Source organism: Limisphaera ngatamarikiensis (assembly GCF_011044775.1).
Lineage (GTDB): Bacteria > Verrucomicrobiota > Verrucomicrobiia > Limisphaerales > Limisphaeraceae > Limisphaera > Limisphaera ngatamarikiensis.
Map to the genome: position 1 here is coordinate 94,795 of NZ_JAAKYA010000096.1, position 15,507 is coordinate 110,301.

Annotated in this window: 11 protein-coding genes and 2 pseudogenes; 9 read left to right on the top strand and 4 right to left on the bottom strand. The window is 65.1% G+C overall.

Features of this window, described 5'->3' with window-relative positions; genetic code table 11:
* The first annotated feature begins 544 nt into the window (after window positions 1–544).
* The 4 genes from G4L39_RS14390 (at window position 545) to G4L39_RS14405 (ending at window position 5,384) form a co-directional block, all read left to right on the top strand.
* Entirely contained in the window at window positions 545–2,218 is a 1,674-nt protein-coding gene (locus G4L39_RS14390; protein ID WP_165109303.1) for an immunoglobulin domain-containing protein, read from the top strand.
* A gap of 23 nt (window positions 2,219–2,241) precedes the next feature.
* On the top strand, window positions 2,242–3,867 hold the full coding sequence (locus G4L39_RS14395; RefSeq protein ID WP_165109305.1) for a family 16 glycosylhydrolase: 1,626 nt from the start codon (window positions 2,242–2,244) through the stop codon (window positions 3,865–3,867).
* Window positions 3,868–4,006: 139 nt separating this feature from the next.
* Window positions 4,007–4,294 (top strand): HU family DNA-binding protein, encoded by a 288-nt coding sequence (locus G4L39_RS14400; RefSeq protein ID WP_165109307.1) that lies wholly within the window; start codon window positions 4,007–4,009, stop codon window positions 4,292–4,294.
* A 76-nt stretch (window positions 4,295–4,370) separates the two neighbouring features.
* Complete coding sequence (locus tag G4L39_RS14405; protein WP_165109309.1) at window positions 4,371–5,384, top strand: 2-dehydropantoate 2-reductase; 1,014 nt, start codon at window positions 4,371–4,373, stop codon at window positions 5,382–5,384.
* An 18-nt stretch (window positions 5,385–5,402) separates the two neighbouring features.
* On the opposite strand, the gene acpS is transcribed toward G4L39_RS14405, so the two are convergent.
* Genes acpS through G4L39_RS14420 form a run of 3 tightly spaced genes read right to left on the bottom strand, consistent with a single transcriptional unit; the run spans window position 5,403 to window position 8,162 of the window.
* Window positions 5,403–5,780 (bottom strand): holo-ACP synthase, encoded by a 378-nt coding sequence (gene acpS / locus G4L39_RS14410; RefSeq protein WP_343203343.1) that lies wholly within the window; start codon window positions 5,778–5,780, stop codon window positions 5,403–5,405.
* Window positions 5,781–5,812: 32 nt separating this feature from the next.
* Entirely contained in the window at window positions 5,813–6,571 is a 759-nt protein-coding gene (locus G4L39_RS14415) for a pyridoxine 5'-phosphate synthase (protein WP_165109312.1), read from the bottom strand.
* A gap of 4 nt (window positions 6,572–6,575) precedes the next feature.
* Complete coding sequence (locus tag G4L39_RS14420; RefSeq protein ID WP_165109314.1) at window positions 6,576–8,162, bottom strand: hypothetical protein; 1,587 nt, start codon at window positions 8,160–8,162, stop codon at window positions 6,576–6,578.
* Window positions 8,163–9,079: 917 nt separating this feature from the next.
* Here G4L39_RS14420 and hisD point away from each other — a divergent pair.
* Genes hisD through G4L39_RS14435 form a run of 3 tightly spaced genes read left to right on the top strand, consistent with a single transcriptional unit; the run spans window position 9,080 to window position 13,319 of the window.
* A complete protein-coding gene (gene hisD, locus G4L39_RS14425) occupies window positions 9,080–10,372 on the top strand; it encodes a histidinol dehydrogenase (protein ID WP_165109316.1) in 1,293 nt (430 codons plus the stop codon).
* A complete protein-coding gene (locus G4L39_RS14430; RefSeq protein ID WP_165109318.1) occupies window positions 10,369–12,387 on the top strand; it encodes a C45 family peptidase in 2,019 nt (672 codons plus the stop codon). The genes hisD and G4L39_RS14430 overlap by 4 nt, the downstream gene beginning before the upstream one ends.
* On the top strand, window positions 12,384–13,319 hold the full coding sequence (locus tag G4L39_RS14435) for an alpha/beta hydrolase fold domain-containing protein (RefSeq protein ID WP_165109320.1): 936 nt from the start codon (window positions 12,384–12,386) through the stop codon (window positions 13,317–13,319). The genes G4L39_RS14430 and G4L39_RS14435 overlap by 4 nt, the downstream gene beginning before the upstream one ends.
* Here the strand turns inward: G4L39_RS14435 and G4L39_RS14440 are convergent.
* The gene (locus G4L39_RS14440; RefSeq protein WP_165109356.1) at window positions 13,316–13,864 is read right to left on the bottom strand and encodes an O-acetyl-ADP-ribose deacetylase; all 549 of its coding nucleotides are present in this window, start codon (window positions 13,862–13,864) and stop codon (window positions 13,316–13,318) included. The two genes, G4L39_RS14435 and G4L39_RS14440, sit on opposite strands and share 4 nt — an antisense overlap.
* A 267-nt stretch (window positions 13,865–14,131) precedes the next feature.
* Between G4L39_RS14440 and G4L39_RS15505 the strand changes: the two are divergent.
* Together G4L39_RS15505 and G4L39_RS14450 are read left to right on the top strand one after the other, a co-directional pair.
* Window positions 14,132–14,440, top strand: a pseudogene (locus G4L39_RS15505) (transposase); the annotation flags it as partial.
* A gap of 125 nt (window positions 14,441–14,565) precedes the next feature.
* Window positions 14,566–15,420, top strand: a pseudogene (locus G4L39_RS14450) (IS256 family transposase); the annotation flags it as partial.
* Window positions 15,421–15,507: the final 87 nt, after the last annotated feature.

Genomic DNA, 15,507 nt, shown 5'->3' on the forward strand with positions numbered 1-15,507 from the left:
CTCTGTGGGCGGGCTGCAGTGCCTGATGGTGTCATACGTTGCATGCATTTTGTCATACACACAGGCGCCGTCGCTTGGCAAGGGAAACCGCATCATCGCCGGTTGCGATACCTTGTCCGCCCGGCCCTCTCCGCATCAACGATCCTCTCAGCTCCACGCCCCGGAAACAGATTGAGGCCGCATCCGCCACGGCGAAGCTGGGTTCCATCTCACGTGCCCCGAAGCCCCATCCGGCCGTTCAAACGATGGCTCCCTGCGCTTTCGGTCGCCCGGCCCCCACCCGCAGATCGCTTTTGGGACCATATGGGAGATCAGGCGCCCACAACGGCCCCAACCGGACGCCTTGTGAACCTCCGGCAACTTGCGGGATTGATACGGGCGGAGGAACTCCCGGCCACGGGTTTGACAAGTCACCGCATCCGACTCTATGCTGCGACACAATGGGACACTTGGTCAGGTCGGTGCCGACCTCCTCGCAGGGACAGGCTCCGGGAAGGGGCGGAGCCGGGAGTCGGCCGGGCAGGACCATGCACGAGACATCGCCATGAAACGCAGTCCTCAATACACCGCACTCATCCTGGCGGGCATTACCTGGTTGGTCGCCAGCCCGATGGCACCCGCTCAGATCACCGTCAAGGTGGATTCCACCAAGAACTGGCTGGGCTGGATGAACGTGTTCAACATGGACAACAGCTACGCCTTCGGCCAGGCGTGGGCACCGGCAGACCTGCGGGCGGCGTTTGAACCGGCCCGCAGCAATGCCACCCGGGTGGTGTTGCGAATCAACACCAACACGTTCAACACCGACGGCTACTGGAACCTGCCGGACGGCACGCCCAACAAGCTGTTGGAAGCGAATTTTTACGTGGACGTGGGCACGCAGTACGGCGGGCAGGACGTGACCTTCACGGGCTTTGTGGAGTCGAACTCGCTCCCTGCGGGCTGGACGGCCGTGGCGGTGATCAAGGAGTTCGCCCCCGGTTACGCCTACCTCGGGGACACCCGGGCCGAGCTGTATGAGGGCTGGCAGTTTTCCGTCACGCGGTACATCCGCCCGGGCAACATTACCCAGTACGGTTTCCTCCTGTACGGGCCGAATGCCGCGCCCGGATCCCCCGAGGCCGGGGCGGGGGTGAGCATCGTGGTGGATAACGAGGATCCTTCCATCACGGCAGAACCGCAACCCCAACGGGTGCTGATCGGCAGCACGGCGCGTTTCTCGGTAACGGCGGTCAGTTCCTCGCCGCTGAGTTATCAATGGAACCGGGACGGCGTGCCGTTGAGCGAGGGCGGGCGATTCCAGGGGGTTCGCACGGCCACGCTGACCATTGTGAATGCGCAGCCGGAGGACGCGGGGCTGTACAACGTCACCGTCAGTTCCGCCGCAGGGTCGAAAGACTCCCAACCGGCCCGGCTGCGGGTGCTGGCGCCCGCCGAATATGCCAACTGGCTGGACAACCCCGGGTTTGAACTCGACGTGGAGTTGCCCACCCGGGTGCCGCCACCATGGTTCAATTTCTCGGGGGCGGCCCTGGCCAGCACCAACGATTTCTACGGAAACCAGTGGGATTACCCGGTGCAGGCCCGCGAAGGAACCAACGTGGTCCGTATCTACAACGCCGGGGAGTGGAACGGCGTGTTCCAGGATCAACCCGCCGCCCCGGGTGACATCTTCACCGCCGACGGATGGTTCTGGCTGTCGAGCGCAGATGCGCTGGAAGGAAACACCAGCCTGCAGATTGAAGTCCAGTTCCGGGCCGGTCCGACCCCCCTGGCCATGTGGGTTTCCTCTCCGGTAACACCGGATTCGCCCAAGGACCAGTGGCTGTTCCTCGAGGTCACCAACGGCGTGCCGGCGGGTTGGACGCAGATCAGCACCGAAAACGCGCGGTACCTGGTGGCGCCTCCGGGCACCGAAACAGTCCGGTTCCAACTGACGCTGCACAATCAGGGTGGTGGCACCGGCAACGTTTACGCCGACGCATTGCGCCTGATGAAGAAGGAACGGGTCCGCATCACGGCGCGGCGGGTGGGGAATCAAGTGGAACTGTCGTGGCCCACTCAGGGCGCAACGCAGTACCAGATCATTGCGACGGAGGACCTGGGTCAGCCGGCATGGACACCGGTGGGTGAACCTCTGGAGGGCGACGGCTCGGTCCGCACTGTCACCGTGCCGCTGGGGTCGCAGCCCCGATTCTTCATGGTCCTGACCCTCTGAGCCCGGCCGATTCGGTGGAGCGAATGCACAGGGCGGGCAGGTCTGCGCGACGACTCCTGCGGTGGGCTGCCGCGGGCCTGCTCGCCCTGCTTTGGATCGGGCCCGGCAACAAAGATCTGTGGGCCCAGACAAAGCCCGGTTGGCGACTGGTCTGGGCGGACGAGTTTGACGGCCCCCCGGGAAGCCGACCGGATCCGGCCTGGTGGACGTACGACCTGGGCGGCGGAGGCTGGGGCAACAACGAACTGCAAACCTACACGGATCGCACGAACAATTGCCGGATCGAAAACGGTTGCCTCGTGATCGAGGCGCATCGGGAGACGTACACGGGCACGGACGGTACTCGGCGGAACTACACCTCGGCCCGCTTGAAGACGCAGGGGCGGCTGTCCTGGCAATACGGGCGCATCGAGGCCCGAATCCGGTTGCCGCGGGGTCAGGGTTTGTGGCCCGCGTTCTGGATGCTGGGGACCAACTTTCCCGTCGTGGGTTGGCCGGCCTGCGGCGAGATTGACATCATGGAGAACATCGGCCGGGAACCGGACACGGTACATGGAACCATCCACGGGCCGGGTTACTCGGGCGCAAACGGAATCAGTGGCCGGTACGTCCTGCCCGGCGGTGGCGCACTGGCGGACGATTTTCATGTGTACGGTGTGGAATGGGACCCGGGACGGATCCGCTGGTTCGTGGACAACACGCTGTTTTTCAGTGTGACGCCGGCCTCGTTGCCATCGGGGCGATCCTGGGTGTTCGACCAGCCGTTCTTCCTCATCCTGAACGTGGCGGTGGGCGGCAACTGGCCGGGCAGTCCCGACGAAACCACCGTGTTCCCCCAAGCCATGCTGGTGGACTACGTACGGGTCTACCAACGGGAGGATCCGGCTCGGGCCGGCTGCGGCGGTGACGTGCTCTGGAACGGCGGGTTCGAGGAGGGTCGTCTCACCGGTTGGGTGGCCACGAGCGGAAACATTTCCGTGGTGGGGCCGTCCCCCGAGGCCCATGTGGGCGCGTATGCCCTCCGTTTGACGGCGTCCGCCGGGGGCGCGTTTGCGACCGAAGGGGCTTTTCAGGAGTTCGCCGTGACATCGGGCCGGCGGTTCCGGATTGCCGGCTGGGTGATGACCCCGACCCAGGGCGGCCTCACGTCGGGGCAACGGACATGGTTGGAGGCGCAGTTTGGAGACGCCGCCGGCAGTGTGCTGGCGGTTTACCGTTCGGCGTTCCTCGATGCCGGCGCCACCAACGGCCGTTGGATGCGACTGGAGGTGACGAACCGGGTGGACCCTTTGTCCGGCGCGGTCACGGCCGTGGAGGAAGAACCGGAGGCGCCGACAGGGGCTGAAAGCCTGAGGATTCGAGTGGTTCTGACCCGCCCCGCGGCAGGCACCGGTGGCGTGCTATGGGACAACCTGGAATGCGTACCCCAGCCGGCGCCACCGGTACCCGTCACGGCAACGTTGCGGGCAGGGGAGCTGGTCTTGCGCTTTCCGGCCTGCACCGGGGCCCGCTACGCGATCCTGGGCTCTGCGGACCTTGGCTCCCGCGCATGGAGATTGGAACAATTCGCGTTCGGTCAGGGGGCCTGGTCGGAGGTTACATTGCCCAGGCTGGACGACCGGAGATTCTTCACGGTCCAACGCTGGTAGGCGGTGTTGGCATCCATGAAACGCCCCAAAAACGCGGTTTTTCGCGCATTTTCCTCTTGCAGGACCCGGCAGACGGGTTTTAATAGGCCGCGCAAGTCGGACACATCGTCAACCGAACAAACAACACGGGAAGATTCATATGGCAAAGGCACTCACGAAATCCCAGATCGCAGCCACCTTGGCCGAAAAGGTCGGAATCACCAAGAAGCAGGCCGCGCTGTTTTTGGATGAACTGGCTCAACTGGCCTACAAGCAGGCGAAGAATTCCTTCACGCTGCCGGGCTTGGGCAAGCTGGTGCTGGTCCACCGAAAGGCTCGCAAGGGCCGCAACCCTGCCACGGGCGAAATCATCAACATCCCGGCCAAGCGCGTGGTGAAGTTCCGGGTTTCCAAGGCAGCCAAGGACGCGATTCTGGGGGCCAAGTAAGGTTTTGGGGAACATGTTGCGCGGGCACTCTGGATCTTCAGAGTGCCTTTTTGTTTTTGCGGCGCAGTGAAGGACCATGTCGGAGCGCGGCGGACTTAATCGGGCCTGGAAAGTGGCGGTTGTGGGCTGCGGGGCCGTGGGGAGCTACTACGGGGCGCGTCTGTGGCAAACGGGTGCGGAAGTGCACTTTTTGCTGCGATCGGATTACGAGGTGGTCCGCGCCCGCGGCGTCCGAATCCTCAGCCCCCTGGGGGACTTCACAGCGCGACCGTTGTGCGCGCGGGATCCGGCCGAGATCGGCGTGGTGGACCTCGTGCTGATTGGGTTGAAAACGACCGCCAACGATCAGTTTGCGCGCTTGTTGCCCCCTCTGGTGGGACCGGAGACGGCGATCTTGACCCTGCAGAACGGCCTGGGGAATGAGGAGGCCCTGGCCCGGCTTTTCAAGCCGGAACAGGTCCTGGGCGGGCTGTGTTTCGTCTGTCTCAACCGCATCGAACCGGGCGTGATACGACACATCGCCCACGGCCTTGTCGTGCTGGGGGAATACCGCCGACCCGCAGGACCGCGCCTTCACGCCCTGGCCCACCGTTGGGGCATGGTGGGCGTGCCCTGCCGGGTGACGGATGACCTCGACCGTGCCCACTGGGAGAAGCTGGTCTGGAATATCCCGTTCAACGGGCTGGGGGTGGCGGCAGCGGCGGGATGGAAAGCATTGGAACCCGGATACCGCGGGCCGGTGGCCTTGCAGCGGCGGGATTGTGTCACCACGGAGGAGTTGCTGTCGAATCCGGTGGGGCTCGAACGCGTGCAGCAACTCATGAGGGAGGTCATCGCGGTGGCGCGCGCGCTGGGGCACCCGCTCGAGGATTCTCTGGTGGAAGAGATGATCAGCCGGACCCGGGCGATGGGCCCGTACAAGGCGTCCACGTTGCTGGATTTCGAGAAGGGCCTGCCACTGGAGCTGGAAAGCCTGTTCGAGGAACCCGGACGCCTGGCCCGGCAGGCCGGCATTCCCACCCCCCACCTGGATGCGCTGTGCCGTGTGCTCCGGCAACTGGATCAGGTGCGGTTCGAGCAGGGTCGGTGAGGGAGTCGGCCGGCCTTGTCATTCACGGATCAGCACGGCCACGGCGGTGGCATGTTGCCGGGTGTGACTGATGCTCAGGAGCACCGCCGTGCCGCCGCGCCGCTCCAGCAGGGAAACGGCCTTGCCATGCAGGACCACAAAGGGCTCGCCACTGTCGCGATGCCGCACCTCCATGTCGAGCCATCCCAACTGCGCGCCGATGCCGGTGCCGAAAGCCTTCGAGATGGCCTCCTTGGCAGCAAAGCGCGCGGCCAGGAAAGGCCCGGGATCACGCTGCGCCAGGCAATAATCAATCTCGTCGGGCAACAGAATCCGGCGCAAAAACCGGTCGCCGAACCGGGCCTGGCTGGCACGGATGCGGTCCACTTCAATCAGGTCAATGCCAACGCCCAGAATCATGGCTGTGCTCGAAGGGCCATTGCGACGGGTCACGAGGTTTCAGGGTTGTGCTCCGGATAGCCGGCCATCGCCTCCAGCATGTCGCGCACGGCCCGGGCCAGACCGGTGAACACCGCCCGGCTGATGATGCTGTGGCCGATGTTCAGCTCGACCAGGTACGGCACGCGATAAAGGGCGCGCACGTTTTCGTAGTTCAGTCCATGGCCGGCGTTCACCCGCAAGCCCAACTGATGGGCCATGCGGGCCCCCTCGATCAGCCGGGCCAGTTCCACCTCGCGTCGGTGCGGATCGGCGAATGCCTCGGCAAACTGTCCGGTGTGCAATTCCACAAACTGGGCACCAACGCGCGCCGCGGCCTCGATCTGACGCGGATCCGGCGCGATGAAGAGACTCACCTCGATCCCCGCATCGTTCATTCGGCGCCGGGTCTCCGTGAGGACGGGTTCCTGGGCCACCACGTCCAGGCCGCCCTCGGTGGTCACCTCCTCGCGCCGTTCGGGCACGATGCAAACGATGTCCGGTTTGACATTCAGCGCGATGGCCACGATCTCCGGTGTGTTGGCCATCTCGAGGTTCAACCGGGTTCGAACGACCCGTCGGAGGGCGTACACATCCCGGTCGACGATATGCCGACGGTCTTCCCGCAGGTGACAGGTGATCCCGTGGGCGCCGGCCTCTTCACAAATGCGCGCAGCCTCCACGGGATCGGGTTCGCCGTGGTCGCGCCCTCGATACCGGGCCTGACGCAAGGTGGCCACGTGATCAATGTTGACGCCGAGCTTCAGCATGGTCTCACGATCCCTTTTGCGGGCCCGTCGCAGCGGGGTGCCGCCGGGGTTGCGGCATGGGCGGCCAATCCCAACCCCAAGGAAAACCCGGTGCCTCCAACCAATGGGCCAACAGAACCGTCTCCAATCCCGTCAGGCCCAGGGGAGCCGTGCGGGTCAGCAACATCCGGTCGGGGCCCGTGACGACCAGGGAGGTTCCCACGTTTCCGACATTGGTGCTGAGCATGCTCATCCAGCGGGCCCCGGGCGTGGAGGGATCCAGCTGGCGGCGGTCCGCCAAGAGGAGGACCACCTGGCTCAACAGTTGCCAGCTCCTCACCCGTTCCCCGCCCAGTTCCCAGTCATAATAGACCAGGTTCGTTCGGCTGAGGATCTGGTGATAAAGCTCGGGCGGCGGGGATTGCCGGGCCGGGCTGTTGGGAAACAAGCCGGCAAAAATGAAGCCCTGGCGCGGCTCCTCGAATGCCGGCCGACAAAACGCGCCAAAGAAGGGCATGCCTTCCCAGGTGATGGCCGGCAGGTTGGTGGGAACCACCCACCAACCGAGGGCGCGGCCCTGGCTGTTGGTGTTGAACCAGGGGGGCAGAACCCGGCACAGCTCGCGCATGGTGTTGGTGGCGTCGCTGACCGGCACGCTCAGGAAGATTTGGAAAGGTGCGGCCCCCAGTGACCAGGCACAAACCTGGTTGGGCACCGGCGACAGCTTGAGGCCGGCCCGTTCCAACCAGGGTCGAAGCCGCGGCGCAAGCCCGCGCGCCGCACAGAAACCAACCAACGGCTCGCGAATGAGGTTGGACGGGAACAACCATGGCACCGGCTCCCAACCGTGCGGTTTGGAGAACTGCAGTTCCGTCCGGAATTGAATCTGTTGGCCCGAGACCGTCGCCAACGTGTCGGTCAAAGGCAGCCCCAACTCCTTCAACCAAGCGGGCAGTCGCCGCTCGAGCGCGGGCCAGTCCACCCGCAATCGCGCCCAGTGTTGAGTGGCCTGTGGCAGTGGCCGATGCCTGGTTTGAATCTCGCGCAGCCAGCCGCGGGCCAACGGCAGCTCGTCCGGGCCGCCGGCCAAAACCAGCCAGCCATCGCCCCGGGCCAGCAAAATCTGCCGGATACCGGTGCCGGCGGGCGCCGGCCACCGAACACCGCCCCACTCAGGCTCGGGCACGGGTTCCTGGCGGGTCCAACCCAGGAACAGGCGATGCAGGTTGGTCTGCCAAAGCCCCATCGAGCCCGGCTCCAGACGAACTGCAAGAATCCATTCGGTGGTCGTGCCGCCGGTCTCCTGCCACTGGAAAGCATGTTCCGTCCGGAACAGATCCGCCATCAGAGGCCGGACCAACTCCGCCGATTGATCCGGATCCAGCCCCCAGCGACGTGGCGCACGCGCCAGCTTGTCCAACGTCTGGTTCCACAGCGCCCGGGTCTCCGGTTGAGCCCACAACCGGGCGGACTCGGTCGGTTGCAGGGTTTGGAGGGTTTGCGGGCCGGCAAAATGCCAGTGCACGAGTACCCGGGTTGGTTTGACCTCGTCCCGCTTGCCGCACCCGCTCAACCCGAGAAGTGCAAGCCCGATGCAGATGTACCGGTGCATAAACGGGCCTTCATGTGCCAGACAACTGCCGGAATGGCAAATCCGAATCCGCCACGCACACCTCCTCCCGGCCCAAAGCCCCGGCCAGCCTCCGGAACGAAAAGGGAGCAAAAACGCGTCTGTGGAGGTGCAAATCCGGGCAGCACCCGCTGACTGCGCGTCTCAAAAAAAGACGGGGAACCCAAGGGCATTGCACCCAGATTTGGGCTCCCCGTCATTGCGCGGGGATTGCAGCAGGCGTGTCAGCGCGCGAAAGCGCAATCGGCAACCTGTTCCTTCGAGCCCACTGCTTTGCGCGGACGGGTCATCCCCGCGGACCGACCCGTGGCTCCCCACCAACAAATCCGGCGGAGGAGTTCGGGCCGGCGGCGTCAGCCCCGAGCAAGTCGGTTCGACGACCGCCGACCCGGCGGCGGGCTGACGATGGAAAACCCGACTGAAACCATCCGCCCGCCTGTGCTCCTTACCCCACCATTCCTCCGTGGCAGCACTCAAAGAGCACCTCAACAACCAACCCTGGCTCGGTCATCGGCCGGGTTGTAAACCCAACCAATCACCAAGCACCTCCATACATAGCAAATCCCGGGCCAACTTCCATTCCCATGCCCAAATCGCAGGTTTCAGCCTGTTTTCGCAGGTTTTCCCCACCGCGCCACCCCACCCCACGTCGTTCCCATGCAAAAAATTCGCGCCAGCGGCGTCAGTTTCACGCAAAAGCCACCCTGGCACACCACCTGTGGAACGCATCGCCCTGTCCATGAAAAGTCGATGGCCCGGAGCTTCCCGGGCACATCCTCCCAAGGCTCTGCCGGCCCTGCGTTTGGGCGCTCTTGCCCTGCAAGCAAGTCCCCAAGTGAAACGGCCGGCCGGCATGTCGTTTTGACTCGCTGCCATGGATTCCCTTAGGCTGTCCGGCGATGCAAATCATTCGAGATCGGGACCCGGACTTTGCCCTGCGCCTGGCCGAAGCCTGCGCGGCATCCAGCCTGTTTGACCCTGAAATCGAACGGCGAACCCGCGAGATCCTCGACGCGGTTCGGGACCGCGGCGACGCTGCCCTGCTGGAATTTACCGAGCGGTTCGACGGCGCCCGGTTGAGGGCGGACCAACTGGCCGTGACCGATGCCGAGCGCATGACCGCCGCCCTCCAAGCCGATCCAGCCCTGCGCAATGCCGTGCGGGAGGTGCTCCGCAATGTCACCGCCTTTGCACGCCGTTCCAAGCGGCGCAACTGGCAAATGCGCAACTCGCATGGCGCGGTCGTCGGTGAAAAGTTTGACCCTTTCCAGCGGGTGGGCATTTACATCCCCGGGGGCAGGGCGCCACTGATCTCCACGGCCCTGATGACCATCCCCCTGGCCAAAGTGGCGGGTTGCCCCGAAATTGTGGTGTGCACCCCGTGCAATCGGGAGGGCGTGATTGATCCGGCCCTGCTGTACGCTGCCACCGTGGCGGGCGCCACCGAGATCTATCGGGTGGGCGGCGCCCAGGCCATCGCGGCCATGGCATACGGCACCGCCACCCTCCGGCCCGTCCAAAAGATCTTCGGACCGGGCAACGCCTACGTGGTCATGGCCAAGCGGTTGCTGGTCGGCCAGGTCGCCATTGACCTTCTGCCGGGCCCCAGCGAGGTGCTGGTGGTGGCGGATGATTCAGCCGATCCGCGCCTGGCCGCGGCCGACATGCTGGCCCAGGCCGAACACGGCTCGGGAGAAGAGCGGGTGTGGCTGGTGACCACTTCCGGCCGGGTTTTGCGGGCGGTGGAACGGGAACTGCGCAAACAGGTCAAGGCCCTGGAACGCCGCGAATGGATCGAAAAGGTGCTGGAAAAGAACACCTGGCTGATCCAGGTGCGGGACCTGGAGTCGGCGGTGGCGGTGGCCAACCGCCTGGCACCCGAACATTGCGAGGTGCACACCCGGCAGCCGGCCCGCGTCGCCGAGGGCATCCGCACGGCCGGGGCTCTGTTTCTCGGTCCGTGGTCACCCACGGTCCTGGGCGATTACGTGGCGGGGCCCAGTCATACGTTGCCGACGGGCGGAGCCGGACTGTCCTTTGCGGGATTGACCGTGGACCAGTTCCAGCGCCGTACCAGCATGGTCACGTATGACCGGACCGCCCTCCGCAAGGCGCTCCCCACGGTTCAGGAGATGGCCCGTCGTGAAGGCCTTTCCGCCCACGCCCGCAGTGCCGAACTGCGCCTCGAATGACCCCGCAGAACGGTCCCGAACCAGCGCCGCCCACACCCTCACGACACCCTGGAAGCGGGATTCTCTGGGGCTGGGTGTGCCTGGCTTTCGGCGTTGCCGCCATCCTCGCCCTGACACTGTACCTCCTGCTCTTTCCGGAGCCGCGTCGGCGCCTGGCCGGCGCCATGGTCCAATGGGTCGGCCTCCTCGAGTCCGGCCCCGGCACCAACGCCATCACCATCTCCTGCCGCATCCAGGTGCCCGAAGCACACGGCCACTGGAAACCATGGCAGGGAGCCGATCTCCGACTGACCTTTCAGCCACCCGACCAAATCCGCCTCGAAGGGCGAGGTCCCGGCGGAGCCAACATCCTGTGGTTGCGCGAGGGTAACCGGCTCGAAGTCCACAACCTCACCCATGGATGGGGATTCCGCGGTCGACAGGAAATCCCATGGCCGCCGTCACCCCCCGACACAACCGCCGCAGTTGGACTTTCACCCATCCGCTCCCCCGTCCCGCCGGGCAAGGTCTGGATGGCCGTGCTCACCCTCCAAGTGGACCCCATCCACGAGATCACCAACACCCCGTCCGATCTCCTTGCACTGCGGGTGCGGCCCCAACCCCGCGTCGTGCGCGCCGGCGCGCTGCCCGACGGCGAAGTCCGCCTCTGGCTGAGACGCCTGGACGGCCTGCCGGAGCGCGTCGAAATCATCGCACCGCATGAATCCGCCCGGGCCCTTCTGCAATGCAGCGAATGGTGGATCCGGTCCCCGGCACCCCCACAGGAAGCGGATCTGCACGCGCCCCCGAGCCATCACGTCCGGGACGTACCACTGCGGATTTTGGCCGAACACTGGAACTGGTGGTGGGAGACAACACCCTCCGGCAAACCCTTCGGCCTCGAGGAACACCGCCGGCCACCCACGGCATGGCCCCCGGCACAAACCGTCCAGGGAACCGTTGACTCCCCCGCCGAAGAATGCGTCCTGGCGCTGGAAGGGGACACCAGACAGCGCGCCCGGGCCCTGGCACGTGCAGGAACCGCACAGGCTCGGTCCACTTTTCGTGCCTTGCTGTACGGCTGGGCCATTCAGCAATCGCTGGTCACCGGCCATTGGTGGCCCGGCCTTGTGGCCGGTTTCGAACCCGGCCGCGAGGATCCGCAGCACTCCGTAGCCGGAGCCGTTGTCCATGAATTGTCCCTCTCCACAGGGTTGCAGGAGGCCGAGGTGTACGCAGCGCAACTACTGGCCAACCAACTGCCGGTACGACCATGGATCTCCCCTGTTGAGCATGAAGGACGACAGGTCTGGTGTGTCGGGATCGCGTTCCAAGATGCCGGCGGTTTCGTGCCCGTCGATAGATTGACCTGGCTGGTGCACCGTCCGGAACAGGGTTTCGCATGGGCCAGCCCCGCACTGACCGGTCTATGGGCAGGGCGATTGGGCATCAACGAACGGCAACTGGCAGCGCTGTGGGTAACCGGGCCGGCGCCCGCGTCACAGCGTGCCCCGATGGCCTTGCCCTTGGGACGGTTGCTGGAGAGCTGCGCCACCTGCGACGAGGCCATGGACCAACTTCGCACAGCCGCATGGGCCCGAGGTTCCACCTTCGTGCTTGTCGATGGCCGGAGCGGGTCGGCGGTCCTTGTCGATTGCCCGGCAGACCGTACCGGGGTCGAGGTCCGGCCGCTCGACGCATCCCGTGACCTGTCCTTGGCGGGCTCGATCGTATGGCAACCCCTCAAAAACGCAGGTCTCTCCACCCCGGGCCCTGCCGGGGTTGAGCCCCTGCCCACGGTGGAGGCGCTCCTGTCCAACCCTCACCGGCCCACCCCTGCGGACGACCTGACCGTCCTCGCCTGTCTCGTCCCGACCACCGGCGACGCATGGGTGGTCTTTCCCTCCTCCACCCCGGCCGGAACACAACCCCGCATTCACCGACTGAACCTCAGATCCCGGCTGAGCCCGGAGGTTCACCTCCGGGACACCCGGGCTGCTCCGGCGGACAACCACCCGAAATCCCACGAATCATGAAACCTCGCAGTGTTCTCAGAATCGCGTTCCGGGTCGCAACCACCTGTGCCGCCCTGTTGACGTGCATTTCGGGTCTCCTGTGGCTCTATTTCCACCCTCCGGTGCAGCTGCAGCGCGGTGTCCCGTACGGCTCCCGCAACGGCCATACGCTCACCCTCGACGTCGCCCGCCCGGCGCATCCCAACGGCTGCGGCGTGCTCCTGATGATGAGCGGTGGCTGGCAATCCCGGCCGGGCAGCTTCCGTCCCTGGCTGGTCGCACCCCTGCTGCGGCGCGGATACACCGTGTTCGCCGTGTACCACGTGCCCCAGCCGGAAGCCACGGTGATGGAGATCGTCGAAGATGTCCGGCATGCACTGCAGCACGTGTATGAACACGCTGCCGAATACGGCGTAGACCCCCGCCGCCTGGGCGTAACCGGCGGTAGTTCCGGTGGACACCTGGCGTTGATGCTCGCCTGCAGTCCGGAAGGCAACGCCGAAGCCGCATCAACCCGGGCCGGGCACGCAACGCCCACCATTGCCGCCGCGGCGGTTTTCTTTCCGGTCACCGACCTGCTCAACCTGGGCGATTCCACGGAGAACCCCGGCGACGGCGGGCCGCCCAGGAGTTTCGTGCGCGCTTTCGGCCCGCAGGCCACCAACCTGACCGTCTGGCGCGGGATCGGACGCAGCGTCTCACCCATCTACCACGTTCACCCCGGCATGCCCCCGGTGCTCATCATTCACGGCGACGCCGACACCCTGGTGCCCCTGGATCAGTCCCTGCGCTTCCAACAGGAGGCAACCCGGCTCGGAGCCACGGTGAAGGTCATCGTCCGGCACGGCGCCGGTCACGGCTGGTGGACCCTCCCATGGGACATCCGCCGGTTTGCCGATTGGTTTGATCAGTACCTCCTGCGCCCGGCGCCCCGGCACGCAACCGCCCCTTAAGCCGTGCCCTCTCCGGACCGTCCCGGCGGCTGTCCGGCCAGCTCGGAAAGAACCCTCCGATACACCTCCAAAGCGTCCGGGCTGAACAACACCACCCGCACCTTTTCCAGCCTCGGCTCCTGTGCCAGAAAATTGCAGATCTCACGCAGCGCGATCCGCGCCGCTCGTTCCATCGGAAAGCGGTAGGCACCCGTGCTGATGGCCGGAAATGCAACGGATCGGCACCCATGCTCCACCGCCAGCCGTAGCGCGTTCCGGTAACAACCCGCCAGCAGTTCGTCCTCGTTCTGCCCGCCGCCCCGCCATACCGGGCCCACGGCATGGATCACGTACCGTGCCGGCAACCGGTACCCGCGGGTGATTTTGGCCTGACCCGTGGGACAACCGCCCAGCTTGCGACACTCTTCCAGGAGCTCCGGCCCGGCCGCCCGGTGAATCGCTCCATCCACACCTCCGCCGCCCAGGAGCGTCTCATTGGCCGCATTGACAATCGCGTCCACCTCCTGGCGCGTGATGTCCCCCTGCACCAACTCCAATCGCGCCAAGACAGCCCGTGCATCCATGCAACTATCACTCCCATCAGGAGCAGAACCGGTCAAGTGCAAGTGGCCTTGTCCCCGTCCGGCCCCGGTGCATGCCCTGCCCGGGCCCCCACCTTGAAGTTGTGCATCATCTCTTCTGGAAATTCGCTCCTGCCATATGGCTGGGAGGGGTTGCTGGGCAAACGACCGAGGCGCGTAGCGTTTGAGGTCGGGGGCCCAGCAGCCGGGGGTGGGATCCTGAGGCCATGATTTGGAGAAAGGAGCATACCCATGGCGATGCGAGTTGAAACCACCCCCGAAGCCGCTTATGCCGTGTTGCTTGAGCATGAACTCGATGGCGCGGGCGAAGCCTCGCGCATTGTGGTCAATGAAGCCTCCAAGATCGAGCGAAGCGAGTTCCTCGGCACCCAACCCTACCACCGCACAGCAAGCCGGCGTGACTACGCCAACGGCTACAAGCCCAAAACGGTTCTGACCAAGCTGGGCGAGCTGACCTTCGAGGTGCCGCAAGTCCGATCCGGCGACTTCTACCCTTCTGCGCTCGAGAAAGGCACCCGCACCGATCAGGCGGTGAATCTTCTCCACCATTCGCCATTCACCATTCGCCATTCACCATTCGCCATTCACCATTCGCCATTCACCATTCGCCATTCACCATTCGCCATTCGCCACTCGCCATTCGCCACTCGCCATTCGCCACTCCCACGCTTGCCGAGATGTACGTCCAAGGGGTCTCCACCCGGCGGATGATCGAGGAGTTACAGCGGCTCTTGGGGTCGAAGGTCAAGCTCTCCTCAGCCCGGGTCAGCCCCGCCGCCGCCCGGCTCGGTGAGGGGCTCAAAGCCTGGCGCGAGCCGCCTTTGGGCAAGCTGCACTATCTCTTCTTGGGCGCCCGCTACGAGAAGGTGCGCATGGAGGGAAGAATCGTCGATTGCGCCGTCCTGATTGCCGTCGGGATCGAAACCTCGGGTAAGCGCCGCGTGGTAGGGTGCGAGATTGTCACATCCGAAGCGGAAATCACTTGACGACGGTTTCTTCAAAGCCTTCTTGCCCGTGGCTTGAAGGGGGTGAAGCTCATCATTTCCGTCGACCAGCCGGACTCAAGGCCCCCCGGCGGGCGGTGTTGCCCGCGGTGCCTGACTGCACTGCCAGTTCCACCTGCAACAAAACGCCGGTCAGTTCGTTACCCGCAAGGAGACCCGAAAGACGGCTGCTGCCCGGATGCGAGCCATCTTCAATACCCCGGACAAGAGGGAAGCCGAACGACTCTTGCGAACCGCTCTGGAGGCGTGGCACAAGGAACACCCCAAGCTTGCCCAACGGGCCGAGGAGGCGATTCCCGAGAGCCTGACCGTCTTCCACTTTCCGGCCTCTCACCTCGTGCGGTTGCGCACCACCAACGGCCTGAAGCGGATCAGCCGCGAGCTCCGACGTCGCACCCGGGTGGCGAGAGCATCGTTCCCAATCCAGAGTCGGGCCTGCAGCTCGTTTCCGCCTTGCTTGCTGAGCTCGACGACGAATGGATGACCGGCAAGGTCTATCTGAACCTCAACACGTAACCCCGGCGTCATGACACCTGCCGTGACAATTCAAGAAAAGGGGTTGCACAATCGAGGAAACAGATGGCGGTTTGCCATGACCGCCAG

Coding starts and splice junctions, on each gene's coding strand:
- G4L39_RS14390 (WP_165109303.1), top strand. CDS start 545: ATGAAACGCAGTCCTCAATACACCGCACTCATCCTGGCGGGCATTACC.
- G4L39_RS14395 (WP_165109305.1), top strand. CDS start 2,242: ATGCACAGGGCGGGCAGGTCTGCGCGACGACTCCTGCGGTGGGCTGCC.
- G4L39_RS14400 (WP_165109307.1), top strand. CDS start 4,007: ATGGCAAAGGCACTCACGAAATCCCAGATCGCAGCCACCTTGGCCGAA.
- G4L39_RS14405 (WP_165109309.1), top strand. CDS start 4,371: ATGTCGGAGCGCGGCGGACTTAATCGGGCCTGGAAAGTGGCGGTTGTG.
- G4L39_RS14415 (WP_165109312.1), bottom strand. CDS start 6,571: ATGCTGAAGCTCGGCGTCAACATTGATCACGTGGCCACCTTGCGTCAG.
- G4L39_RS14420 (WP_165109314.1), bottom strand. CDS start 8,162: ATGCACCGGTACATCTGCATCGGGCTTGCACTTCTCGGGTTGAGCGGG.
- hisD (WP_165109316.1), top strand. CDS start 9,080: ATGCAAATCATTCGAGATCGGGACCCGGACTTTGCCCTGCGCCTGGCC.
- G4L39_RS14430 (WP_165109318.1), top strand. CDS start 10,369: ATGACCCCGCAGAACGGTCCCGAACCAGCGCCGCCCACACCCTCACGA.
- G4L39_RS14435 (WP_165109320.1), top strand. CDS start 12,384: ATGAAACCTCGCAGTGTTCTCAGAATCGCGTTCCGGGTCGCAACCACC.